This window comes from Rossellomorea pakistanensis (assembly GCF_016908495.1).
Classification (GTDB): domain Bacteria; phylum Bacillota; class Bacilli; order Bacillales; family Bacillaceae_B; genus Rossellomorea; species Rossellomorea pakistanensis.
Map to the genome: position 1 here is coordinate 763,266 of NZ_JAFBDZ010000002.1, position 23,145 is coordinate 786,410.

Sequence of the window (23,145 nt, forward strand, 5' to 3'; positions counted from 1 at the left end):
AGTTTAATCAGCTAGGGACGGTCCTCAATCACTCTACCGCGGTGAAGTTCTCGGGGACGGTTCTTGGTTGCGTTACTACGGTAACGCAACCAAGAACCGTCCCCACACTTATTAACGCATCACCGCAATCGAGAACCGTCCCGTGTTGCTTTAGTGTGTTACAGTAATTAAATAGGAAAAGGGAGTAATGGTGTTGTTCCATTCTCCCCCTATATTTTAACTTGTATATACAAGTTACCTCAATGTTTTTCTCTCTATTATATTTCTTTTTGTTTGGTGAATCTTGACCATACTAGTGTTAAGACGAATGGTACAACGAGTGCGATTCCCATTCCTACGAAGAACATTCCCCAATACTCGTTAATGATCGATAGGAATCCAGGTAGACCGCCAACACCGATTGAGAATGCTTTTACTCCTGCGGATGCCATGATCAGACCTGCAATCGCTGAACCGATTAGCGCACTAATAAATGGATAGCGGTATCTTAGGTTAACACCGAACATCGCAGGCTCCGTTATTCCAAGATAAGCGGAGAGGGCTGAAGTCCCAGCTAAGCCACGTAGCTTTTCGTTTTCTTTTTTTGCGACAAACATCATAGCTAGTGCTGCAGATCCTTGGGCAATATTTGAAATGGCAAGGATTGGCCATAGGAAGGTTCCCCCGGCATTTCCGACTAATTGTAAGTCAACCGCTAGGAACGTATGGTGCATCCCGGTTACAACCATTACTGCATATAATCCACCGTATAAAAGTCCACCTAACCATGCGAATTGGTCAAAGACCCAAATAACGCTGTCAGTTAATACGTTTCCAATAAAGAAAGTAACAGGTCCAATTAGTATAAATGCTGCAAACCCGGTAATTAAAAGGGCAACAGGTGCTACTACCAATAATTTAATAGAATCATGAACTCTTCGATCTAAGAACATTTCTATTTTAGCTAATAAATAGGAGGCAAATAATATCGGTAATACTTGACCTTGATAGCCGATCTTTTGAATCTCAAATCCAAAGATATTCCATGTTGGAATTTCTTCTGCACTTCCGTAGCTCCAAGCGTTCAATAAGTCTGGATGTACAAGCATTAATCCAAGAACAATACCAAGGAGCGAACTCCCCCCAAACCGGTTTACTGCAGACCAACCAATTAACCCTGGCAGGAACACGAAGGCTGTATTAGCAATTAGATTTATAATTCCGGCAAAATCAGCCCATTGTTTATGAACATCAATAACAGATTTTCCATCGTAAAAAATATCCGGTCCGGTTAGGATGTTGTTTAATCCCATTAACAGACCTGCCGTTACGATTGCTGGAAGGATCGGTATAAAAATATCTGCTAGAACCTTGATCGCCCGTTGAAGAGGATTTAAGTTTTGCTCTGCAGCATTTTTAACATCTTGCTTTGATGCCTTTTCAATCCCCGTTTCTTCAGCTAGGATTGCATATGCTTTGTTTACCAACCCTTGACCAATCACTACTTGAAATTGCCCGTTGGTGGAGAATGAACCTTTGACAATGTCGATATTATCTAATGTCTCTTTATCGACCTTACTTTCATCGTTGAGGACAAGACGTAGGCGTGTCACACAATGTGTAGCGGTATGGATATTTTCCTTTCCACCTATAGCCTTAATAATTTCGAGAACAGACTCTCTACTTACGCTCATTCCTTAATTCCCTCCCTTTGTGAACATCGCTTGGTGGTCCGTGCCTGGCACCACTCGAAATTTGTAGAAAACGATTTGATACCGTTTTCATTTTACCTAGTAATAATTTCCCTTACATAGTGTTCGAAAACATAGAATTCTATTCTTCATTAGATTATATGAAGGATAGAAGAACGCTTACATTAATCGATATGATGTATATACAAGTTCTATAACTATTGTATTCATGTATATACAAGTTGTCAATATTCGAACTTTTCATGTGCTTTTATCCTTTAACGTAATCGAGAACCGTCCCGCGGTGCTTTAAAGCACTGCGGGACGGTTCTCGATTGCGGTGATGAGGTAAAGCGAAAGTCCTGGTTTTGGTCTTTGGTGACCGTGGAATAAAGTAGAGGGGTGTCGATTTTTGTCAATATCGATAGGAGGATGGAAGTTAAAATAGAATGGTAGAAGTGAAAATTGGAAGGTCAAAGTTGAAAACTAAATGCTTGAAGTTGAAGATAGAAAGCCTAAAGTTAAAAATTCAACGAAATTTGAGGGGAAAGATGAAATTTATAGGTACCGTAGCCATGAAAGGACTATATAATGAAGAATTTAAAGGTTTTCTCCAAAAAAGCACATCTTGAAATTAATGATAAGGAAAATAAGCCCCATTTTTTAAAAAAAGAACCGCGCTTGGAAATCTTGATTAAGTTCATTATCCACAACAATCCCTCAAATCAAAAAGATTGACCCTATGAGAGGTCAATCTTCTTTAAATCCTTTTAACCGAAATAGCATTTCTCATTTTCTGAAGCGCGTCTTGGCCTTTTGCTTCACGGCGCACCATGATGTTCACGTAAAGAGCATCAATTAGTGTCAATTGAGCAATCCGCGAAGAGAGGGCTTCTGAGCGATAGTCGGTTTCTTCAGATACGGTGTAAAGTGGAATATCCACTTTGTCACTGAGTGGTGATTTCGCAAAGTTCGTGATCCCAATCGTCTTTGCTCCGGTTTCTTTTACTTGATTTAGGATCTGGAGAATATCTTTGGTCGAGCCAGAGTGGGAAATAAAGACTGCACAATCAGCTTCCGTCATTTGTGACGCTGTCATCAGCTGGATATGGCTGTCACTTGTGGCATGCACACGCATTCCCGTTCGAATGAATTTATGATAAGCATCTAGGGCGATTACGCCTGACCCTCCGCTGCCAAAAAACTCAATGCCTCGTGCCCCGTCCATGGCATCAACGGCTTTCAAAAGGTTTTCTTCATTTAAGACCATTAAAGTGTCTTCAATCGTTTTCATATTCGAACGAAAGACCTTTGTCGCCACTGCTTGAACAGAGTCGCCTTCGTCCACTCGTTCATGAATGTCTTTAAGAGGGGTGACGATTTCCGATGCCAAAGCAATTTTCATCGCTTGATATCCTTTGAATCCAATCCTTTTACAAAAGCGAAAAACTGTGGAATCGGCGACGCCCAAATCTTCAGCCATTCCGTTAATGGTCGAATGGATAATGTGGGTAGGGTTTTCTAATATATAATCGGCTATTTTTTTCTCCGTCACACTAAATTGAGGGTAGTGGGAGCGGATGCTTGCTAAGCAATGCTGATGATCCTTTTTCATATACAACACTCCTGAAAGGGTTTCCATAGTTTCATTATACAAGAATAATAGAAAAGAAAAAATATTTTTTTGGAAACGGTTGCAATCAGAAAAATATTTTTTATAATAGAAACTATAAGAAAAAATTTTTTTCACAATGAATTAGGCGGTGACATTAATGCAAGTAGGTATGATTGGTTTGGGAAAGATGGGTTATCAGCTTTCTTTTAATCTAGTAGAAAAAGAATATAAAGTAATCGCAACGGACCTTAATGAAGAAGTGATGAAAAAAATTTCTTCAGAGGGTGTGGAAACGGCACAGACAATAGAAGAGTTAGTTTATAAATTAGAAAAACCCAGGACGGTTTGGATGATGGTTCCGGCTGGAGAGGCAACAGAAAGCGTTTTCCAAAAAGTTTTGTCATTGTTAGAACCAGGTGATCGCATCATTGACGGCGGAAATGCACATTACAAAGAATCCCTTAGACGAAATGAAGAATGCGAAGCAAAAGAAATTTATTTCTTCGACTGTGGGACAAGTGGTGGAGTGGATGGAGCTAGACATGGTGCCTGTACAATGATTGGTGGACACGAGGGTGCCTTCAAGGAAATTGAACCGATTTTTCGTGATCTTTCTGTTGAAAACGGTTACCTCTACACAGGGCGAGCTGGAAGTGGTCATTTCTTAAAAATGGTTCACAACGGAATTGAATATGGAATGATGCAAGCCATTGCGGAAGGCTTTGAAATCCTTGAAAAAAGTCCATTTGATTATGAGTACGAAAAGGTTGCTAGAGTATGGAATCACGGTTCCGTTATCCGCTCGTGGTTAATGGAGCTCATGGAAAATGCTTTTTCAAAGGATGAGAGGTTAGAAGATATCAAGGGGATTATGCATTCTTCTGGAGAAGGAAAATGGACGGTGGAAACAGCTCTTGATCTTCAAACGGCTGCACCAGTCATCGCCTTATCATTGATGATGCGTTATCGCTCATTAGAGGATGATACTTTTACTGGAAAAGTAGTTGCAGCACTTCGAAATGAATTCGGTGGACATGCTGTAGTTAAAAATGAAAGGTAGGGAATAAGATGAACGATCAAATGCTCATATTAGTTGCATTAGCAGGAATTTTTCTATTATTATTTTTAGTCATTAAAACAAAGCTTCATGCATTCGTTGCTCTATTATTAGTAAGTTTAATTGTTGGTATTGCTGCTGGGATGCCTCTTGAAGACGTCGTCACCTCCATTGAAGATGGAATGGGAGGTACCCTAGGATTTGTGGCCGTTGTCGTTGGTTTAGGGGCGATGTTCGGTCGTATGCTTGAGGTATCCGGTGGAGCTGAGCGTCTAGCACAAACAATGATCAAGAAATTTGGGCAGGACAAAGCACAGTGGTCACTTGGAATTACAGGATTCTTAGTTGCGATTCCCGTCTTTTTCGATGTAGGCTTTATCATTCTTGTCCCAATTGTTTATGGATTAGCTAGAAAAACAGGAAAGTCCTTGCTTTACTATGGAATTCCTTTACTTGCTGGCCTTGCGGTAACCCATAGTTTTATCCCGCCAACTCCAGGACCGATTGCGGTTGCGGATCTTATTGGTGCAGAGCTTGGCTGGGTCATCTTATTCGGTGCCATTGCCGGTCTTCCAGCGATGATTATTGCAGGTCCGATTTTCGCGAAATATATTTCGAAAAAAATTCATGTTACGGTTCCTGATTATATGGAAGTAGAAGAGAAAGAATATGATAAAGAGCTACCAAGCTTTGGATTGATCGCATCCTTGATTTTCATTCCTTTAGTGTTAATTCTTTTAAATACGATTTCAGGAGTGCTTCTTGAAGAAGGAAATATGGTTCGCTCGATCTTGACCTTCTTAGGACATCCATTTGTGGCCTTAACGATTGCAACGATTCTAACGTTTATTTTCTTAGGAACGAAACGTGGCTACACTCGTGATGAAGTACAGGAAATTGCTACAAAATCACTTGAGCCAGCGGGGATTATTATTCTTGTAACAGGTGCTGGTGGTGTATTCAAGCAGGTCTTGATTGATTCTGGTGTTGGAGAAGTGCTTGGAGAAATGATGGCAGGATCTAATCTACCTCCAATTGCACTGGCATTCTTAATTGCCATGGTTGTTCGTATTGCTCAAGGATCAGCAACCGTTTCAATGGTTACAGCAGCAGGATTAATGTCTCCACTTATTACAACGATGGGAATGGAAGGTCCGGTTCTAGGATTGATGGTTATTGCCATCGCTTCCGGTGCAACAGTATTCTCTCATGTAAATGACAGTGGCTTCTGGCTAGTGAACCGTTATTTCGGGTTGGATGTTAAAGACACGTTGAAATCGTGGACAATGATGGAAACCATTATTGGATTTGTCGGTTTCGGTGTCGCCTTTATTTTAGGAATGTTTATAGCATAATATAAAAGGAGGGGGAAGAGCGATAATGCTTCTTCCTTTTCTCCATTTCACCAAGGAGGAACAATGATGTCTCAACAAATGATTGGTGTCGATATTGGAACAACAAGTACAAAAGCAGTACTTTTTAATGAAAAAGGGGAAATGCTTTTTCGATATGGAGTGGAGTATCCGTTACATACACCAGAGCCTGGGACCGCTGAACAGGACCCGGAGGAAATTTTCCAAGCCGTACTCAAATGTATGAGAGAAGTATCTTCCCACGCAAACGGGGATATTGAATTTGTTTCCTTCAGTTCGGCAATGCACAGCTTGATTTTAGTGGACGAAAAGGATCAGCCTATCACAAATTCCATTACATGGGCGGATAACCGAAGTGCATCCTGGGCTGAAAAAATAAATACAGAGTACAATGGCATCGAGATTTATCGAAGAACGGGTACGCCGATCCATCCAATGTCACCTCTTGTGAAATTGGCTTGGCTGCAAAATGAACATCCCGGATTATTTTATAAAGCGTCAAAATTCATATCGATTAAAGAGTTTATTTTTCATCGTTTATTTGGAAAATATGTGATCGATTATTCAATAGCATCTGCCACCGGTATGTTTCATCTTGAAAATTTGGATTGGGATGAAGGGGCATTAAAAGTAGCTGGAGTCACAAAGGATCAGTTATCTAAACCGGTGTCTACAACGGAAAGCTTGATAGGATTAAAAGAAGAATATGCCAGGATGACTGGGATTGCACCAGAAACACCGTTTGTTGTAGGAGCAAGCGATGGAGTTCTCTCTAATCTCGGAGTGAATGCCATTGAACCTGGAGTGGTAGCCGTAACGATTGGGACAAGTGGAGCGATTCGTGCTGTAACTGATAGACCTGTTACAGATCCGAAAGGGCGAATCTTCTGTTACGCGTTGACAGACAAACATTGGGTTATTGGAGGCCCAGTCAATAATGGCGGGATGATTTTTAGATGGGTCCGTGATGAACTCGCTGCTGCTGAAGTAGAAGTAGCCAAGCGATTAGGGAAAGATCCATATGAAGTACTGACAGATATCGCCGAAAACGTAGCTCCAGGATCCGATGGATTAATTTTTCACCCGTATATGTCTGGGGAAAGGGCTCCGCTTTGGAACGCCAATGCACGTGGATCCTTCTTCGGCCTTGGGATGCACCACAAAAAAGAGCATATGATTCGTGCGGTTTTAGAAGGAATTATCATGAATTTGTACAGTGTGTTGCTAGCTTTAGAGGAATTGATTGGGACACCGAAACGCGTTCAAGCAACAGGGGGCTTTGCTAGATCTGAGCTATGGCGCCAAATGCTCGCTGATGTTTTTGATCAGGAGGTACAAATTCCGGAAAGCTTTGAGAGCTCCTGTCTAGGGGCGGTGGTGTTAGGGATGTATGGCCAAGGTGATCTGGAATCCTTAGAAGAAGTAAGGGAAATGGTTGGTTCCGTACATTCCCATGAGCCGAATCCAAAAGCAACAGAAGCGTACCGAAAGCTGATGCCGATTTTCATCCGATTGCCTAGGATATTGGAAAGCGAATATGCGGCGATTAGTGCCTATCAACAGGAAAGCTGACTCTATTGAGTTAGCTTTTTTAGTTATTAGTAAGAAGAAAAAAATGATATTCTTCGCTGATTTCTGGCATGAGAAGCAATCAATTTTCAATTTTCTCAGTTTCATTTTCAACTTTAGTCGTCCTATCGATTTCTCGACAAAACACCACAAATTTGGCAAAGTGCTCCTCTCTCTTTTTTTAGTGTCTAGTACACAGAAAAGCTTTATAAAACTTTTTCACAAATAATATGACGAATTCAGAGATTTTTATCTTGTTTATCTACTAAAATAGAAGGTAGTTCTTTTAGGCAGAAAAATAATGAAACATGCAAAATGGGGGATGAGAATGTGCTTCGATTATATTCAGCTCTTATATTTCTCAGTTTAATCTGGGGGTTGAGTTTTGTTTTTATAAAATGGATGGTGGAACCTGCAGGAATTTGGGGGACCACGTTTTTACGATGTTTAGCTGGAGCACTGATTTTGCTGCCACTTTTTTATCGTCAACAGAAAAAAAGTTCGGGTGATCCCTTGAAATGGAAACCATTAATCATTGTTGGAATCTTCAATGCAGCGGTTCCTTGGTCATTGATCGCATTAAGTGAAACTCAGATAAACAGCAATACGGCCTCGATTCTTAATGCTACCACACCGCTATGGACAGGATTGATCGGGTTTTTAGTATTTTCGGTTACGTTGACACGCTTCCAGTGGGCGGGGATCGCAGTAGGGTTTTTGGGAATTTTGATTTTGATGGATTTTCAAGTTGGAGGACTTTTCACAAGTCATTTTGTCGGCGTGGGGACCATGCTTATTGCGGCAATGAGCTATGCTTTTTCTTCCCAATATACGAAGAAGGCGTTAGCAGGTGTTAGTGTAGTAGTGATTTCCTCTATCCAGCTTGTCGTCGGTGGGTTCGTTGGGCTTATCGGCATGTTTGTTCAGGGTGGGGTGGATTGGAATGGACTTGTAGAGCCAAAAGCGTTGTTAGCCATTGTAGGGCTAGGATGCTTTGGATCAGGGATTGCTACTCTTCTTTTCTTTTATATTGTGAAAAAGGGAAGTCCGGAATTTGCATCGACGGTAACCTATCTAATTCCGGGAACAGCAATGGTTTGGGGGTTTGTCCTATTAGATGAGCCTGTTACTTCGAATCTGATCATTGGATTACTCGTTATTTTCATAGGAGTTTTCCTCTCATCAAGGAAATCGAAGAAGCAAATCAAAGCAGTCGTGGGGCTAGAGGGGGGGAGTAGTACCGCTGCTCAATGTGAACATAAACCTTAAACAAGTGATTACTTTAATGCTTTACCTTGGTGAGGGACGGTTCTCGACCGCGTTAAAGCGGTCGAGAACCGTCCCCGATCACTTTACTGCGTTAAAGAAGCATTCCTAATATAATAGGTGCATTCCAGCCCAAATTCATATAAAATATATAAGGCATATAATCGGATTTGCAGAAAACCTTTTATAGACTCTTTTAAATTAACGAATAAGGCAGGTAATAATATGAAAACGGCAATTGTAACGGATAGTACCGCTTACATCCCGAAAGAATTGCGCGATCAACTCAACATACATATGATTCCATTGGACGTCATTATTGGTGGAAAATCCTATCGTGAAGAAGTCGATATCTCCGCAAATGACTTTTATGAACTGGTAAAAAAGGAAGACAAGCTTCCATCAACTTCACAGCCAGCGCTTGGAAGCTTTGTTGACCTCTATGAATCCCTCTCAAAGGACTACGATGAGGTCATTTCCATTCATTTATCAAGCGGCATAAGCGGTACCTTCCAAGGGGCACATCAAGCCCAAGGGATGGTGGAAGGCATTGAGATTCACCCTTTTGACTCCGAAATTAGTTGCATGGTTCAAGGTTACTATGCAGTGGAAGCAGCAAGACTTGCGAAACAAAACCTGGCAGCGAAAGAAATTGTCGCCAAACTAGATGAGCTAAAGCAATCAGTGAACGCGTATTTCATGGTCGATGATCTATCACATCTGCAGCGCGGAGGACGCTTAACAAGTGCACAAGCGATAATCGGAAGCCTTCTCCAGGTAAAGCCACTTCTCCATTTTGAAGACAAGGTGATAGTTCCATTTGAAAAAATTCGAACACGTAAAAAAGCGTTGAAACGGATCGTGGCCATTTTTGAGCAAGAGGTTAACAAGGGAGAACCCCTTCAAGCAGTGATTATCCACGCAAACCGTGAAAAGGAAGCCCATGAATGGAAAGAAGAATTACAAGAGACATATCCAGATGTTGACTTTACTGTTAGCTACTTCGGACCAGTTATTGGTACACACTTAGGTGAAGGCGCAATGGGGTTTGGGTGGTCAAGAAAAATGGGGTAAAGAGCGTCATTCTTTGGAGTGGCGTTTTTTCTTATGGCAAAGACCTTAAAAAATATTGAAACTTACCAATCACTAAAATCGTATTAGTATTGGAGGTGAAGGATGATGGCACAATGTAGTTAAAACGCAGCAAATCTTCACATTGGGTTATTTAAGTCCTCTATTTATTTTGCTGTTCCCCTTTTTTATCAAACTAAATGATAAGGACGAACCTTTATGGTGACTCTTTGACATTCATTACCGAAGAAAGGAATGTTGCCCATGAAATTCAGCTATCAAAATGAAAAACTTACACCAGATCCACTTGAAAAAAACTCCACTCATACAACCCGAATCGCCAGCATTGAAAATCTCACTCCACTTCCATTAAACTCAAATTATTCTCCTTCGACAAAACTTCAAAAACACCTTTCAGGACGAGCTCTTTTATTAGACGAAATCCCTTTTCCCTTAACAGAAATTCAAGATCACTATCTTAACGGCTACCTCTACTATTCAAAAGGTTTGACAAATCACGGCAAACTCGAATGTCTGCGCTGTGGCAATACGGATCATCACTTGTTTGGAAATATGCCATGCTCCCGCTGTCATCAAGCTTGTTCCTACTGTCGCAACTGTATCATGATGGGGAAAGTTTCGGAATGCTCGCCTCTTGTCAGATGGTCTGGCCCCAATCCTAAACATATGATTGATTCACCACTCGACTGGGATGGAGTTTTATCAGAAGGTCAGAAAACCGCTTCAGCAAGAGTGGTTGAAGCGGTGAATAAAAAGTGTGATGTCTTAGTTTGGGCGGTATGTGGTGCTGGAAAAACCGAGGTTCTCTTTCAAGGAATAAATGAAGCTCTTTCGTTAGGTCTTCGTGTGTGCATTGCAACGCCGCGAACCGATGTAGTTCTAGAACTTGTCCCAAGACTTCGAAAAGTGTTTCCCGCTATTAAACCAGCTGCACTTTATGGAGGAAGTGAAGAACGTCATGAATACTCCCAACTAACCATCGCCACGACCCATCAGTTATTTCGTTTCAAAAAGGCCTTCGATGTCATGATTGTCGATGAGGTCGATGCGTTTCCTTATTCCTTTGACGCCTCTCTTCAACGGGCAGTGGAAAAAGCTCGTAAAATCGACTCGAGTAAAATTCTATTAACGGCTACTCCTAATCAGAAATTACAAAGGGAATGTAAATCAGGAAAACAGAACTATGTCACCATCCCAGCACGCTACCATCGTAAGCCTCTTCCAATACCGACCTTTCAATGGGGTGGTGATTGGAAAAAGACCTTCAATAAAGGTAAAATCCCTTATCCAATAAAAGAGTGGGTGGTAAACCGACTCGAAATCAAAAAACAAGCCCTCATCTTTTTCCCAGATATTGAAATAATGGAAAAAGCCCTGCCGCTTTTTCAAACGCTTCATTCAAAAATCCTCTCCGTCCATGCAGAAGATCCAGAAAGAAAGGAGAAGGTTCAAAAAATGAGAGATAGTGAAGTGCCCATTTTGTTGACAACAACCATATTAGAAAGGGGAGTGACCATCCCTAACATCGATGTCGCTGTCATAGGAGCCGATGATGAAACCTTTACTGAAAGTGCCCTTGTCCAAATTTCCGGGAGAGTTGGAAGAAGCTCGAAGTTTCCTAAAGGGACAATTACTTTTTTTCATTTTGGGCGATCGCGGGACATGATGAAAGCATTATTCCATATTGACAATATGAATAAACAAGCAAGGAAAAGAGGGTTAATGGATGAATGAAACCTGCCTTTATTGTCAGCAAAAGCTCCGATTTGACGTCACGTGGTCGACATTATTATTAAAATTCCAGGAGCAATGGTTGTGTGAAAAGTGTGCTAGTCAACTAGTAAAAATAGAGGGGAAAAGCTGTACCCATTGCTCCAGGAATCTTGAAAAACTAGATAGTAGTCTAGTAGATGAGGATATTTGCTTTGACTGTCATAGATGGGAAAATAACGGGGAGTGGAGAGGAGTCCTAACTCGGAACACGTCCATTTATGAATATAACGATTTTCTCAAAGAATATTTAGCCCGATTCAAATACCGTGGAGATTATGTGTTAGCTAGAGCTTTTTCACAACAAATTCATGAGCTAGTTAAAACATTTCAATACGATCTCGCCGTTCCAATTCCTTTAAGCAAAGAAAGGCAATATGAAAGAGGTTTTAATCAAGCAGATGCCATCTTAATAGAAGCTGGACTAAAATCCAATCATCTCCTTACACGACTTCACTCTGAAAAACAATCAAAAAAGTCGCGCTCCGAACGAATACAAAACCAACATGTTTTCCAAACCACCAATTCCTCTTCATTGAAAAACCAGTCAATCCTTCTAATAGACGATATTTACACAACAGGCTCTACCCTCCGCCAAGCAGCCAAAACACTTAAACAAGCAGGGGCAAAAGAAGTCAACTCTCTCACAATTGCACGTTAAAGCTTTTTCCCTATTATGTCGATATAACCATTAAGAGAAAGCAAGGTAGAGGTGAACTAAATGGGAGAACTGTTAAATTGTCCTACGTGTAATGACATTTTTATCAAAAATCAATTTCGCGATGTTTGCGATCAATGCTATAAAGAGGAAGAAAAAATGTACGAAGCGGTTTATCAATTTTTACGAAAACGAGAAAATCGTGCAGCAACCATTGAGCGAGTTGTTGAAATCACTGGTGTCGATGAACAGTTGATTCATAAATGGGTTAAGAAAAGACGGTTACAGCCTGCTCACTTTCCTAATATGGGGTACCCATGTGACAATTGTGGAAAAATCATCAACAAAGGCAAGATTTGTGATGAATGCACTTCTGGGTTTAAACACGATGTTCAGTCTTTCCAGGCACAGGAAGAGTGGAAGGAGAGTTTAGGAAAAAATAATAAAAAAACGTATTATTCTAGGGGTTTGAACAGAAGGTAAAGCAGCACTAGCAGTAAAATGGAAAAGAACCACCCTTTCTTGAGGTGGTTCTCTTTATGGGAAAATCATTCTAGCTTATAGATTAAAACCTTCTTGGAAAGGATACGATAGGTAGTAAGTTACAAGTAAATGAATGGTAAGAAAGGGTGTGAGATGATTATTGAAAACGGTAAAATGCTTGATAATGGTTTAATATCCACATTTCAATTTATGATATTAACCTTTTTATTTACAATCGGTTCGGCCATTTTAGTCATTCCGTCGATATTGGCTGCCGAGTCAAAGCAGGACGCACCTATTGCCGTCATCCTTAGTATCGGAGTAGGAATGTTCATTATATTGATTTATACCGCTTTAGCCAATTTTTTCCCTAAAATGTCAATTGTAGAGATCATTGAACATTTATTAGGGAAATGGATCGGTTCAATAGTTTCTTTCACTTTCATTTTCTTCTTATATTATAATGCATTAGCATTACTATTGTATGTTGGGGAGTTTATGACGACCCAATTGATGCCGGAAACACCGATTGAATCAATCATGTTTCTTTTTATAATTATTGTTATTATGGGAATTTGGCTTGGTCTTGAAGTGATGGCCCGTTCCGCAGAAATTCTATGTTTTTGGTTTATTTTTTTATTTATTGTTCTCGTCATTTTTATTTCACCGCAAATTGATTGGAAAAATGCCCAACCTGTCCTTGAGTCAGGGGCAAAACCAATAACATTGACAATCGTTTATTTTTTGAGTTTTACCTTTTTCCCTTTGGTCGCATTACTTATGATCTTTCCTGCACGTGTTAATCAACTGAAGAATGCTCGTAAAGGTTTTTTCCTTGGTTCATTATTGGGTGGAATCCTTTTATTTATTATTGTCCTTTTAAGTATTTTGGTACTTGGTCCCGACCAAACAGCAAGACACTTATACCCAAGCTATGTATTAGCGGAAAAAATAAACATAGGAGATTTTATCCAGCGAATTGAAGTTATAATCGCTGTCATGTGGATCATTTCATTATACATTAAAATGACTCTCTATTTTTACGGTTCCATTATAGGGTTCGCACAGCTCTTTAAATTTAAAGACTATCGTTTCCTTACGCTGCCTTTCGGAATGATCATGATTCCGTCAGCATTAATCTTTCATCCAAATGTTGTTCATTTACAAACATTTGATACGAAAACATGGCCACCATATGGAATCACCTTCGGATTAATCTTGCCTTTGTTATTATTAGGGATTGCTGTTATTCGGAAAAAGATTGAGAAAAGCAGGAGTTCTTGAGGAAAGAGTTGAATAGGAGTTCATGTAGCTCTAAAAAAGAAGAAGTTCAAGGGGGAAGATAACGGTTGAAACAAAATATAACTACTCTTATACAACGGCTACCGAATCTTGAATCAGGTAGCCGTTTTATTTTGGGTGTCGATGGGTTAAGTCGGTCTGGAAAAACAACTTTTGTGAAAAGCCTTAGTATGAAGCTGGAAGAACAAAGTACCCAATTCTGTATTTTTCATATGGATGACTACATTGTAGAACGTAAGAAACGTTACAATACTGGTCACGAAGAATGGTTTGAGTATTACAGCTTGCAGTGGGACATTGATTGGTTGAAGCACAATTTTTTCGTTAAGCTTAAAGGCTCTGATCAACTAACTCTTCCATTTTATGATCCTCAAACGGATACACATGGTCATAAAAATATTATTCTTCCTAAGACTTGTTTAATAATTATAGAGGGAGTTTTTCTGCATCGGAGAGAATGGAGAGACTACTTCGATTATTCCGTTTATCTAGACTGTCCGTGGGATAAAAGATTTTTACGGGAAAGTGAACAAACACAAAAGAATATGGCGAAGTTTGAAAATCGTTATTGGAAAGCGGAAGAGTACTATTTGAAGTTGGAGGATCCTGAAAATGGTGCGGATTTGGTGTTGGAGGGGTAGAATGTTTTAAACAATAAGTACGAGCTTAGGAACTAAAAGCGACTTCTACATCAGCTTGAATTTGACAGCTGGTGGGGTTATCGAATTTAGTAATTAATCCTATTGTTATAACCACGGTTATACGAAAGGAAAGTCACTTATGTTAATGGGGATACTAGGTTCTACATATACCATACTGTTCGTAATACTTGCAGCTTTTGGTGTTAAACAAGTAACAAGATTAATACCAAATGACAAAAATCACGAATGGCATTTTTTCTTTAAAGCTTTATTTCTAGGGGGAATATCTTCAATAGTTTTATATGTGAATTCTAGATATTTTTTGTTAGAATCATTTGCTAAAGCAGGAATAACCATCACTCTGCTACTATTAATTCTAATACCTGTGTTAATAGTTTTAAAGAATAGAAAGCCAGAATCCTATATTAGTTTAATTAATCAAATCAATAAGTTTATTTAAAAGTTAAATAGTATGAAAAAAGCGAAAACCCCGTGATATAAAAGGGGTTTTCGCTTTACTTATAATACGTCCCAGGCGAGATTCGAACTCACGACCTACAGCTTAGGAGGCGGTCTTACGTGGTAGGAAGCACTCTGAACATATTAGATGAAACCTTGTTAAATTAATGTTTTTAGACTGTGAATATGATTAATTTGGTTGCTTTAAGTCGATTAGGGATGAGTTTCGACCCCAAACCGACCCCAAGGCAACCCCATTATTTATGCTTTCTTTTCAAAGAAGGATTCAAAGTGAGTAGCTGCTGTTTTGTCAGCTTCTTCAAGTACATGACCGTATATGTTCATTGTCGTGGAAATATCAGCATGACCTAATCTTTCACTGATAACCTTTGCGTGAACACCCTCATTAATTAAAAGTGTAGCAGAAGTATGCCTAAGATCATGAAAGCGAATATGCTTGAATTGATTACTTGTCGTAAAGCGTCGCCACCATTGACCAATGCTATCTGGCCGAATAGGTTTTCCAAATTCATTGGCGAATATAAAAAAGTGATCTGGCCACTCTAATAATTCTCCAACCTTTAGCTTTTCTTCTTTTCGTAAACGTTCTAATGTTTTTAACATGGTTAATAAAGTGTCAGGTACAGTAACTGTACGATCCTTTCCTGTCTTAGTTCCTTTTAGCTTTACACCTTCACCTTTTATTTCTGAAATCGCTTGTTCAATTCGTATAGTACCTTTTTCAAAGTTCAGGTGTTTCCATTCAAGAGCAGCAATTTCACCTTCACGTGCGCCGGTTGATACAGCCATCATGATAAGAGTTTTCCAGAAAAGTGGTTTATTATCTAGTAAATTTAGTAACTCAGATAGTTCCTCTTTTGAATAGACCTCTGATTTCTTAGACTTTCCATTTGGCGGCTTGGCTCCAATGGCAGGGTTCTCCTTTATCAATTTCCATCGATGTGCACAAGAGAGGACGTTATTAAATGCCTTGTAACAATTTAGGATGGATGATGCAGATAGTTTTCCTTTCTTCCCATCAAGACGTTGACCGTCTTTTTTTAGATCGTTAACGAAGTTTACAACATGGATTGTTTTAATATCTTCCAGTTTAAAATGTCCGTATTTTGGGAGGATTCTATTATTCAAGATACTTACATAGTTTTGTAGGGTGTCTGGAGATAAAGTGTCTTTAGCATGTTTCTCTATCCACTGTGGATAAAATGCTGTTAATGTCATCTTATCCTCTGCCTTAAAAAACTTTCCTGTTAGGATTTCAGCCTCAAATACAGTAAGCATCTTCTTGGCTTCCTTCATATTTTTTGCTTTTACTGTTTTTCTTTCTCGAATTGGGGTGCCTTTGTCGTCATATCCCAGAATAACTGTCAAACGATAGCTACCATTTTTGCGATCTTCAACATTAGCCATACAATCACCTCATCATCATAAATGATTTTGTTCTTTTATTAGGAAGGTATGATAAAACTTCCTCTATATCAGGAATTTGCACAATTAATTGCCTAACGACATATGGATCCACACCGTATTGATCAATACGTTTCTTTACAAGTTTTAAATTAATCCCTAGTTGATGACCCTTTCTAATAAAGTCAGCTGCATAAATAGATGCACTCACGACTTCATCGTCAAATTCATCGCGTTCAAAAAATTCAAAAGGTGCTATTGGTGTATAAAAATAGAAATCTTTATCCCAATCAATTTCACCAGGTCTAAAAGTAAGTACGTACCAGTAAGGAATTACTTTCCCATCTACATCTTCGTAATAGAGTCTCTGCTGCGGCATTTGGCTCATCCTTTTATACAGTCATGTTTAAAATTTCTGCTATATCTTGAGTTAAAAGTACAAAATTTGATATTTCGTTTGATTTTGCATCATATTTCTCTAACCTTTTTTTAATTCTGCATAAATTAATTCCAAAACTATTTGATTCAGTACCAAGCGTTAAATCTCCCATATTAATAGATAAATTCATATCAAATTGGTCAAATTCCTCTGCATTGTGTTCATCAAAGGGTTGCTGTATGGGTACATGAAGTATATTCTCATTCCAATCAATGGTACTTCTTTTTACATCTATAACGAACCAAATTGGTAAGGTTCCATCATGATGATAATGGGAGTAGACTTTGTGATGGATCAATTAAAAACACCTGCCTGATTTTTTTTAAATGCTAAAGCTCTTTCGACTATTTCATTAGTATGACTAGGAAATTTTCTAGGGGGAATCCCCTTTGAATAGTTATAAACCGGTTCTTTTCTCTTTCTTAGCTCTTCATCTGATTTTGCTTGAAGTAACTTATTTCTAAACTGTCGTAGTCGAGTTTTTGCAAATTCCTCAGTAACTTTAAACTTGTCCATGATAAAAGGAATGCCAGCTGCAACATCTAAATTAGCAATTTCGTATTTTAATAGCATGAAAGTAGGTATAGCACAGTGTAATGCAAAGTTTTCCGCCTTATTTTCTTGAAGTAACTTAAATGTCTTCGCCATCTTCGTCTGATTACCTGGGTGAAGGAGAGAATGACAAAGTTCGTGAAAAAACTGTTCTCTTTGCTTAGTAATAATTTTTCTTGAATCAACATTAATAGCGCGTATTCCCGAAATATTAAGGTTATAAGAAGGACCCTTTTTATTTGAAAGAGATATACTTAAGTATCTCGAAATCGCTTTTTCATTAATTTCTTCTGGAACTAATATTCCCATTTGTTGATAAAACTCTTGAATCCATTCTTCTAGATGTGTTTTTACATATTTGCAGCTCACTGTGAATTCACCTCGGTGTAGAATGTATGTTCGTATTAAAGCTATAAAGTTGCCCTATCCTAAAGATAGGGCTGTTAAAATGTAAACAAAATAATGCTTTTTGAATAATTTATTACATGTTAAGATAATAATAATAATATGGGAGGTGTTAGGATGTTTAATAATAATAAAAATGATCTATTTAATAAATTTGCGAAAAAGATCATTGATCAAGAACATAAAAACGATCAATTTTATGATAAAACAAGACAAAACATTTCTTCCCATAAGAAACAAATGATGAAAAGAAGAGAGGCTTTTAGCCTTATTCGAAATAAATAGCTATTGGTGAAATAATTAAGTCGCCTTTCTTAATTATTCCTAAAGGACTTAATACACTATTTAATATTGCAGGGATTTCAAAGAAGGGGTCCTTATTAAATTCGGGCATATTTGTATCTGTTATTTTTTTAGTCACTTTTCCTACCAAGGTTACCGTTAAGCTAGAGCTTGCGCCTCCATATTTAAACATTAATTCATTTGCTTTCTCTCTTAAATATTCATTTTTTAATGGGGCAATAGCATTTCCAATTACAATAAATGATTCCATGGGTAAAATATCAATTAAGTAGTTTATTGATTTTTCAATTTTCTCAAACTCTTCTTTTTTATCTTTTTTTATCTTATCCATCTTAGATTGCTCTTGATTAATCAAAGCCTTTTGTCTCGTTCTTTCTTGCTTGTTAGGAGTACTGTCTATTTCTTTTATTAAAGATTGCATTTCTTTATCTGTTTGCATGAACATAAAATCTATTAAAGTTTGAGGTTGTATAATTTTCTTTAAATACTTAAAGTCAATTATTTTAAAATTTGACTTTACCTTTACCATTTTCCCTTCCATTTCACCACTTGCAATTTCATGCATTTTTCCTTCATCTTCTAATTGAGTAACAAAAGCTTCTAAAGCATTATCGTGCAGTTGTTTTGAAATTATTTCTTTTCCACTTTCTATCTGAGTCATTACTGATTTTTCAGTAGCGAATTTTCCTGGTTGAATTACTACCTTAAATTCACCTTCTGGTGTTTTTAATAATACTGGAATTTCAAATTTTCCTGATTTAAGTTTTGCTTCAAAGGAAGTTCTACTTTGAAATCCATTAGCCTCTTCGTTAGTATCTTGAATTTCTTCTCCTCTTTCATTACTAGTTGCAGTTGGTAGCCCATCATTATGTTGAGCGATATAAGAATGTAGTATTCCGGTATCTAAATAAATAATTTCTTTCATTGGTAAATTCCCCCTTGGAATATATGTTCGATTTGTTTTTTAAAAGAAAAGCCCGAAAAAGGGCTAAGTACTCTATGATTTTTCTTCGATTTTGTATTTTGCTTCTACGAATGTAACAGGCATTTTTGCTGGGTCATTACCTTCGAATTGAACAGCAGTTACTGTATATTCACCTGGATCTAACAGTTCCTCTTGAAGGTCTAAAGATGTTTGGTTCATCTCACCAAATTGATCGGTAGTTAGAAACTTTTTGTTTATGTAAATGAACGTTTCCTTATCACCTTGGAAGTTTTCAGCATCTAAACCAATTTGAATTAACATATCATCCTCGTTCACAAACAAAACAGGAACATTTCCATTAGATGAATCTCCAGCTGGTGTACTAACTAAAATAGACGCATCACCAACAGGTTGAGCATTTTCTGGGAATGGGTATTTACTATCCGACTCTTCTGTACTTTCGGTTTCAACTTCCTCACTGGAAGCTTTTTCTTTGGAATCAGGATTTTCCTTTTTTGATTCTTCGGAAGTACAAGCACCTAGAAGAAATAACGAAAGAGTAAATATAAACAAAAATAGCTTTTTCATTCTTTGAAACTCCCCTTTAATTTTTGTTATGAAACTTTTATATTTAAATAGCCTAATAGACTATTGATAACAGAATGCATAAATAAATAGTTTGGTAAAATCGACAAATATTGACTGTTATGTATCAAAGAAAAGACACGTTATTTATCCGTGTCATTTTTTTTAGCTTTTTTCCTTAAATGTTCAATTTGGTTTTTGATGAATTCAATATCGTCTTCATCTAGACCTTCCATATCGAAGAAGTGGATTGAATCACCCTCTTCTAAAGGGAGTTTTTTTAGTTTTTCCTCATTTGAATTAGAAGGATCATCTGTTCTTCCATGCAGAAAATCTGTAGAACAGTCCAATGCATCAGCTAACTTTGCGACATCACTTTGAGAAGGCTCAGTGTAACCTCTTTCCCAATTGGAAATAACTTGCGAAGAAACATTAACCTTTTTAGCAAGGTCTTCTTGTCTGAGGTTTTTTTCTTTTCGTCTATTTTTTATTCTTTTTCCGATATCCATAAAATCAACCTCTATTAACATCAATTATTACTAATTTTAACACCTAGTAACGGCATTAGATACTTAACTAACGGTATATGAGAAAATATTTTCAAAAAGTGTTGACATTAACGGAATTCGTTATTAATATGTAATTAACGGATAACGTTAGTGATTGGAGGTGACAACATGATTCACAAAAATGTCGAACGAATTAGGGAAGCAAAAGGTGTTTCGAAAACTCACTTAGCAAAAAAATTAGGTATGTCATTACAGGGATATAGACACATAGAAAGTGGTTCAACCCGGTTAGATGTTGAAAGATTAAAAGTAATTTCTATAGCTCTAGGAGTAGAGCCAGGTGTTTTTTATGATACTAAACTAACGGAATCCGTTATCAAACAATTAAGTATTAACACTGCCTAACAAGGAGGTAACACCATGAACCTCGCAGAGCAAACCTTGAAGGCGCAAATCAAATACATGGTTTTAGAATCCGCAATGATGATCCAAGACGGTTACACCGACCAAGATGTAATTAACCGTCTGATGGAAATTGTTGAGTTGCTGGATTATTTACCACAAAGGGAGGTGAAATTATGCAACGACGAACTCTAAAGGTTCAAGAGGTTGCTGACTACCTGGGAGTACATCAAGACACCATCTACACAATGGTTAGAGAAAAACAAATTCCTCATTTCAAAGTGCGTCGCAGAATCCTTTTCACAGTTGAAAGTATTGATGCTTGGATTCGCGAGAGAGAATCAGAAATAACTAAGGAGGCTATCTAATGAATCAATTAAAACCAATTATCGAAAATAACCAACGGGTATTACTTACTTCTCAATTGGCAGAAGCATATGGAGCAGATTCTGAAAGAATCGTTAAGAATTTCAATCGAAATAAAGACCGTTACAAAGAAAATAAACATTACCTTCTTTTAGAAGGTCAAGAATTAAGAGAGTTCAGAGCAAAAGGACAAATTGACCTTTCGCTAAATTTAAATCGTTTATATCTCTGGACTGAAAAAGGAGCTTGGCTACATGCAAAATCATTAAACACTGACCAAGCGTGGGACGCTTACGAAATGCTTGTTGATGAATATTACACAGTAAAAGAAAATGTCACACCACTTTCTAAAGAAAAAGCCCTTGTAACTGTCTTAAGAACGACAGCTGATCTTGTAGAAAGTCATGATTCGATTATCAAGGAGCAACATGAAATAAGAAAGTTAATTACATCTGTTGATAACAAAGTAGAAGAACAGATCACACTCACTAGTGGTGAACAACGTCGCTTACAAAAAGGTGTAGCTCGTCGAGTTTATGAGTTCACGGAAGATAAAACAGAAGCCGCCAAGCTTTTCCGTGAACTCTATCGAGAGATTAAAGATCGTTTCGGAGTTGCCAGTTACAAAGACGTTAAGCAAAGGGAATTACAGTCAGCCATTCGGTACATTGAAAACTGGATACCTAGGAAAGTCTCTTAATCTAGTTAAATTGTAAAACAGTTCCAAGTCTATTAACAGAATACCGTAAGTACAAAGGAGTGATTAATATAAAGCTAACTGAAAAAAGAAAAAACTTGCTGAAAAGAGCAAGTCGATTCCGTTCAGTACCTGGTCATGGTCCAGATATTTTAAAGATGTCAGATGATGAGTTAGAAAGATATGTTTCCATCTTGGAAGCAACTTTTGAAGAAGCATTTAAGGAAGAGGAGGAATAGAAATTGTCTATCGGCAGAACCATTGCCGAGTGTCGTTACGAAAGGGAACTTACTCAGGAACAAATGTCACTTAATCTACCGATCAGTAAAGAATTACTCGGCAAAATTGAATTGGATAAACGGAAATTAAAACAGGATGTGATGCCTTATATAGCTTCTGAGTTAGACCATGTAAAGGCTACAACAGCCTTATGGGGAGAAGTTGCGGACGGTGTCACAATCCCTTACTTAGATGGTGACTACATAGATCACACACCAGCTGCTCTAATCGCTAGAGCAAATCGAGAAATCGATGAAGCCAAACGCCATCTTGATGAAGTAGAAGCAACAAAGCCAATTGGATTTATGAACCTAGAAGAAGTAAATACCCTACGAAATGCCAATAAGGAACTATTAGACATTGCAGCTGTTGCCATCACGTTAGTGGGTGATAACTGCGAATGGCACGGCCTATCATTTGCAGATGAAATTAAACAGTGGCATGTCTCATTAAAAGCTAGGAGGCTAAAAAAATGAATATAAACCAGTATCACGTTCAAGACATGGAAAAGGCATTATTAGAACATATTTGTTCTATGGACTTACTCAATCACGCAAAACACGCTCTTAGCTTTGATGATCTAGAAGAAGTTAAACGCTCATTGAAAGATATTGAGAAATCAGTGAATGAATTGGAGAAGTTGAAAGAGAAAAAACGAAATTATAATCAACTAGTAAAAATAGCACAGAAATTAGCACAAGACGGAGTTTTGATTTCGGTAGTTCAAAGGAGAATGAGAGGATGATCGGAGCACTATTCTTCTATATCGCATTGATCTTCTTACTTGGATTTATGATAGGCGGTTTTTTGAAAGATGAAAAACAAAAATAAAAAGACAGCTATCCAACGGACCCATGTTAGATAACTGCTTCAGAATCAGCACTTTCATTATACCACTCTACTATGGTAGGTGCCAACTGGTACCTATCAAACTACTAAGAAGTTGAGGTCTATCCCCTGCCTCGTTATAGCTTCTTGGTAGTTTGATGGGGATCACGACCATCAGAGGGAGGTGAAATAATGCTAGAACTTCCAGCAATTACTCTAGTAAATCGGACAGGCTATGAAACTATGACAATTCAACCAGAACATTGTGGAATTGATTATTTCGGTGACGAGATCTTAGCTGGCGATGATGTTATTGAGGATGATGGAGAATTAATTTTGAAAGACAACCTAGAACGTTATTTGGCAGAAAAATATGAGTTTAAGTTCAAAACGGCATGAAAAAAGCTCACTTGGCAGAGTGAGCTCCTAAAAAACAATTTAATTATTTTTAGTTTAGTAGATTTTCTTAAATAAA

Annotated in this window: 28 protein-coding genes; 19 read left to right on the forward strand and 9 right to left on the reverse strand. The window is 38.0% G+C overall.

The genetic code is table 11. The annotated features are described in order from the left end of the window. Positions 1-257: 257 nt before the first annotated feature. Positions 258-1,673: a PTS system trehalose-specific EIIBC component gene (gene treP / locus JOC86_RS11295; RefSeq protein WP_205172421.1), complete on the reverse strand. Its 1,416-nt coding sequence runs from the start codon at positions 1,671-1,673 to the stop codon at positions 258-260. Between the two features lie 757 nt (positions 1,674-2,430). Further along, the gene (locus tag JOC86_RS11300) at positions 2,431-3,285 is read right to left on the reverse strand and encodes a MurR/RpiR family transcriptional regulator (RefSeq protein ID WP_205173498.1); all 855 of its coding nucleotides are present in this window, start codon (positions 3,283-3,285) and stop codon (positions 2,431-2,433) included. A gap of 157 nt (positions 3,286-3,442) precedes the next feature. Between JOC86_RS11300 and gnd the strand changes: the two genes are divergently transcribed. The 10 genes from gnd to JOC86_RS11350 all read left to right on the forward strand — a co-directional run bounded on the left by gnd (position 3,443) and on the right by JOC86_RS11350 (position 14,496). Continuing rightward, entirely contained in the window at positions 3,443-4,345 is a 903-nt protein-coding gene (gnd, locus tag JOC86_RS11305; protein WP_205172422.1) for a phosphogluconate dehydrogenase (NAD(+)-dependent, decarboxylating), read from the forward strand. 8 nt (positions 4,346-4,353) lie between these two features. Then, positions 4,354-5,697 carry a GntP family permease gene (locus JOC86_RS11310; RefSeq protein WP_205172424.1) on the forward strand — a complete coding sequence of 448 codons (1,344 nt, stop codon included), beginning with the start codon at positions 4,354-4,356 and terminating at the stop codon, positions 5,695-5,697. 78 nt (positions 5,698-5,775) lie between these two features. After that, positions 5,776-7,287 carry a gluconokinase gene (gene gntK, locus JOC86_RS11315; RefSeq protein WP_205173499.1) on the forward strand — a complete coding sequence of 504 codons (1,512 nt, stop codon included), beginning with the start codon at positions 5,776-5,778 and terminating at the stop codon, positions 7,285-7,287. A 327-nt stretch (positions 7,288-7,614) separates the two neighbouring features. Beyond that, a complete protein-coding gene (locus JOC86_RS11320; RefSeq protein WP_205172427.1) occupies positions 7,615-8,553 on the forward strand; it encodes an EamA family transporter in 939 nt (312 codons plus the stop codon). Between the two features lie 222 nt (positions 8,554-8,775). Continuing rightward, complete coding sequence (locus JOC86_RS11325; RefSeq protein ID WP_205172430.1) at positions 8,776-9,624, forward strand: DegV family protein; 849 nt, start codon at positions 8,776-8,778, stop codon at positions 9,622-9,624. Between the two features lie 261 nt (positions 9,625-9,885). After that, complete coding sequence (locus JOC86_RS11330; RefSeq protein WP_205172433.1) at positions 9,886-11,376, forward strand: ATP-dependent helicase ComFA; 1,491 nt, start codon at positions 9,886-9,888, stop codon at positions 11,374-11,376. Beyond that, positions 11,369-12,073: a ComF family protein gene (locus tag JOC86_RS11335; RefSeq protein WP_205172436.1), complete on the forward strand. Its 705-nt coding sequence runs from the start codon at positions 11,369-11,371 to the stop codon at positions 12,071-12,073. Before JOC86_RS11330 ends, JOC86_RS11335 begins: the two co-directional genes overlap by 8 nt. A gap of 60 nt (positions 12,074-12,133) precedes the next feature. Then, complete coding sequence (locus tag JOC86_RS11340) at positions 12,134-12,553, forward strand: TIGR03826 family flagellar region protein (protein ID WP_205172451.1); 420 nt, start codon at positions 12,134-12,136, stop codon at positions 12,551-12,553. Between the two features lie 129 nt (positions 12,554-12,682). Further along, positions 12,683-13,837 carry a GerAB/ArcD/ProY family transporter gene (locus tag JOC86_RS11345; protein ID WP_239587527.1) on the forward strand — a complete coding sequence of 385 codons (1,155 nt, stop codon included), beginning with the start codon at positions 12,683-12,685 and terminating at the stop codon, positions 13,835-13,837. A gap of 65 nt (positions 13,838-13,902) precedes the next feature. After that, positions 13,903-14,496 (forward strand): kinase, encoded by a 594-nt coding sequence (locus JOC86_RS11350; RefSeq protein WP_205172453.1) that lies wholly within the window; start codon positions 13,903-13,905, stop codon positions 14,494-14,496. 720 nt (positions 14,497-15,216) lie between these two features. Here the strand turns inward: JOC86_RS11350 and JOC86_RS11355 are convergent. The 4 genes from JOC86_RS11355 to JOC86_RS11370 are packed head-to-tail and all read right to left on the reverse strand — an operon-like array spanning position 15,217 to position 17,680. Further along, positions 15,217-16,383: a tyrosine-type recombinase/integrase gene (locus JOC86_RS11355; protein ID WP_205172456.1), complete on the reverse strand. Its 1,167-nt coding sequence runs from the start codon at positions 16,381-16,383 to the stop codon at positions 15,217-15,219. 4 nt (positions 16,384-16,387) lie between these two features. Then, a complete protein-coding gene (locus JOC86_RS11360; RefSeq protein ID WP_205172458.1) occupies positions 16,388-16,759 on the reverse strand; it encodes a hypothetical protein in 372 nt (123 codons plus the stop codon). 13 nt (positions 16,760-16,772) lie between these two features. Further along, the gene (locus JOC86_RS11365) at positions 16,773-17,117 is read right to left on the reverse strand and encodes a hypothetical protein (protein ID WP_205172459.1); all 345 of its coding nucleotides are present in this window, start codon (positions 17,115-17,117) and stop codon (positions 16,773-16,775) included. Then, positions 17,114-17,680 (reverse strand): ImmA/IrrE family metallo-endopeptidase, encoded by a 567-nt coding sequence (locus tag JOC86_RS11370; RefSeq protein WP_205172469.1) that lies wholly within the window; start codon positions 17,678-17,680, stop codon positions 17,114-17,116. The genes JOC86_RS11365 and JOC86_RS11370 overlap by 4 nt, the downstream gene beginning before the upstream one ends. A gap of 213 nt (positions 17,681-17,893) precedes the next feature. Between JOC86_RS11370 and JOC86_RS11375 the strand changes: the two genes are divergently transcribed. Beyond that, positions 17,894-18,061: a hypothetical protein gene (locus JOC86_RS11375; protein WP_205172472.1), complete on the forward strand. Its 168-nt coding sequence runs from the start codon at positions 17,894-17,896 to the stop codon at positions 18,059-18,061. On the opposite strand, the gene JOC86_RS11380 is transcribed toward JOC86_RS11375, so the two are convergent. From JOC86_RS11380 to JOC86_RS11390, 3 genes are all read right to left on the reverse strand, one after another. Continuing rightward, positions 18,045-19,004, reverse strand: coding sequence for a DUF6414 family protein (locus JOC86_RS11380; protein ID WP_205172475.1), 960 nt, complete (start codon positions 19,002-19,004; stop codon positions 18,045-18,047). The two genes, JOC86_RS11375 and JOC86_RS11380, sit on opposite strands and share 17 nt — an antisense overlap. Positions 19,005-19,076: 72 nt before the next feature. Beyond that, positions 19,077-19,592 carry a hypothetical protein gene (locus JOC86_RS11385; RefSeq protein ID WP_205172478.1) on the reverse strand — a complete coding sequence of 172 codons (516 nt, stop codon included), beginning with the start codon at positions 19,590-19,592 and terminating at the stop codon, positions 19,077-19,079. Positions 19,593-19,732: 140 nt separating this feature from the next. Further along, positions 19,733-20,098, reverse strand: coding sequence for a helix-turn-helix domain-containing protein (locus JOC86_RS11390; RefSeq protein ID WP_205172480.1), 366 nt, complete (start codon positions 20,096-20,098; stop codon positions 19,733-19,735). A gap of 168 nt (positions 20,099-20,266) precedes the next feature. On the opposite strand from JOC86_RS11390, the gene JOC86_RS11395 reads away from it, so the two are divergent. The 8 genes from JOC86_RS11395 to JOC86_RS11430 all read left to right on the forward strand — a co-directional run bounded on the left by JOC86_RS11395 (position 20,267) and on the right by JOC86_RS11430 (position 23,069). Continuing rightward, entirely contained in the window at positions 20,267-20,503 is a 237-nt protein-coding gene (locus JOC86_RS11395) for a helix-turn-helix domain-containing protein (RefSeq protein ID WP_205172482.1), read from the forward strand. A 15-nt stretch (positions 20,504-20,518) separates the two neighbouring features. Continuing rightward, a complete protein-coding gene (locus tag JOC86_RS11400; protein ID WP_205172484.1) occupies positions 20,519-20,695 on the forward strand; it encodes a hypothetical protein in 177 nt (58 codons plus the stop codon). Continuing rightward, complete coding sequence (locus JOC86_RS11405) at positions 20,677-20,868, forward strand: helix-turn-helix domain-containing protein (RefSeq protein ID WP_205172486.1); 192 nt, start codon at positions 20,677-20,679, stop codon at positions 20,866-20,868. Before JOC86_RS11400 ends, JOC86_RS11405 begins: the two co-directional genes overlap by 19 nt. After that, positions 20,868-21,566 (forward strand): ORF6N domain-containing protein, encoded by a 699-nt coding sequence (locus JOC86_RS11410; protein WP_205172488.1) that lies wholly within the window; start codon positions 20,868-20,870, stop codon positions 21,564-21,566. The genes JOC86_RS11405 and JOC86_RS11410 overlap by 1 nt, the downstream gene beginning before the upstream one ends. Before the next feature lie 95 nt (positions 21,567-21,661). Beyond that, complete coding sequence (locus JOC86_RS11415) at positions 21,662-21,802, forward strand: hypothetical protein (RefSeq protein ID WP_205172490.1); 141 nt, start codon at positions 21,662-21,664, stop codon at positions 21,800-21,802. Positions 21,803-21,805: 3 nt separating this feature from the next. Continuing rightward, entirely contained in the window at positions 21,806-22,318 is a 513-nt protein-coding gene (locus tag JOC86_RS11420) for a hypothetical protein (RefSeq protein WP_205172492.1), read from the forward strand. Beyond that, the gene (locus JOC86_RS11425; RefSeq protein WP_205172495.1) at positions 22,315-22,587 is read left to right on the forward strand and encodes a hypothetical protein; all 273 of its coding nucleotides are present in this window, start codon (positions 22,315-22,317) and stop codon (positions 22,585-22,587) included. Before JOC86_RS11420 ends, JOC86_RS11425 begins: the two co-directional genes overlap by 4 nt. A gap of 275 nt (positions 22,588-22,862) precedes the next feature. Beyond that, complete coding sequence (locus tag JOC86_RS11430; protein ID WP_205172498.1) at positions 22,863-23,069, forward strand: YqaI family protein; 207 nt, start codon at positions 22,863-22,865, stop codon at positions 23,067-23,069. Positions 23,070-23,145: the final 76 nt, after the last annotated feature.

Coding starts and splice junctions, on each gene's coding strand:
- treP (WP_205172421.1), bottom strand. CDS start 1,673: ATGAGCGTAAGTAGAGAGTCTGTTCTCGAAATTATTAAGGCTATAGGT.
- JOC86_RS11300 (WP_205173498.1), bottom strand. CDS start 3,285: ATGAAAAAGGATCATCAGCATTGCTTAGCAAGCATCCGCTCCCACTAC.
- gnd (WP_205172422.1), top strand. CDS start 3,443: ATGCAAGTAGGTATGATTGGTTTGGGAAAGATGGGTTATCAGCTTTCT.
- JOC86_RS11310 (WP_205172424.1), top strand. CDS start 4,354: ATGAACGATCAAATGCTCATATTAGTTGCATTAGCAGGAATTTTTCTA.
- gntK (WP_205173499.1), top strand. CDS start 5,776: ATGATTGGTGTCGATATTGGAACAACAAGTACAAAAGCAGTACTTTTT.
- JOC86_RS11325 (WP_205172430.1), top strand. CDS start 8,776: ATGAAAACGGCAATTGTAACGGATAGTACCGCTTACATCCCGAAAGAA.
- JOC86_RS11330 (WP_205172433.1), top strand. CDS start 9,886: ATGAAATTCAGCTATCAAAATGAAAAACTTACACCAGATCCACTTGAA.
- JOC86_RS11335 (WP_205172436.1), top strand. CDS start 11,369: ATGAATGAAACCTGCCTTTATTGTCAGCAAAAGCTCCGATTTGACGTC.
- JOC86_RS11340 (WP_205172451.1), top strand. CDS start 12,134: ATGGGAGAACTGTTAAATTGTCCTACGTGTAATGACATTTTTATCAAA.
- JOC86_RS11345 (WP_239587527.1), top strand. CDS start 12,683: ATGAATGGTAAGAAAGGGTGTGAGATGATTATTGAAAACGGTAAAATG.
- JOC86_RS11355 (WP_205172456.1), bottom strand. CDS start 16,383: ATGGCTAATGTTGAAGATCGCAAAAATGGTAGCTATCGTTTGACAGTT.
- JOC86_RS11360 (WP_205172458.1), bottom strand. CDS start 16,759: ATGCCGCAGCAGAGACTCTATTACGAAGATGTAGATGGGAAAGTAATT.
- JOC86_RS11370 (WP_205172469.1), bottom strand. CDS start 17,680: ATGGGAATATTAGTTCCAGAAGAAATTAATGAAAAAGCGATTTCGAGA.
- JOC86_RS11375 (WP_205172472.1), top strand. CDS start 17,894: ATGTTTAATAATAATAAAAATGATCTATTTAATAAATTTGCGAAAAAG.
- JOC86_RS11380 (WP_205172475.1), bottom strand. CDS start 19,004: ATGAAAGAAATTATTTATTTAGATACCGGAATACTACATTCTTATATC.
- JOC86_RS11385 (WP_205172478.1), bottom strand. CDS start 19,592: ATGAAAAAGCTATTTTTGTTTATATTTACTCTTTCGTTATTTCTTCTA.
- JOC86_RS11390 (WP_205172480.1), bottom strand. CDS start 20,098: ATGGATATCGGAAAAAGAATAAAAAATAGACGAAAAGAAAAAAACCTC.
- JOC86_RS11395 (WP_205172482.1), top strand. CDS start 20,267: ATGATTCACAAAAATGTCGAACGAATTAGGGAAGCAAAAGGTGTTTCG.
- JOC86_RS11400 (WP_205172484.1), top strand. CDS start 20,519: ATGAACCTCGCAGAGCAAACCTTGAAGGCGCAAATCAAATACATGGTT.
- JOC86_RS11405 (WP_205172486.1), top strand. CDS start 20,677: ATGCAACGACGAACTCTAAAGGTTCAAGAGGTTGCTGACTACCTGGGA.
- JOC86_RS11410 (WP_205172488.1), top strand. CDS start 20,868: ATGAATCAATTAAAACCAATTATCGAAAATAACCAACGGGTATTACTT.
- JOC86_RS11425 (WP_205172495.1), top strand. CDS start 22,315: ATGAATATAAACCAGTATCACGTTCAAGACATGGAAAAGGCATTATTA.
- JOC86_RS11430 (WP_205172498.1), top strand. CDS start 22,863: ATGCTAGAACTTCCAGCAATTACTCTAGTAAATCGGACAGGCTATGAA.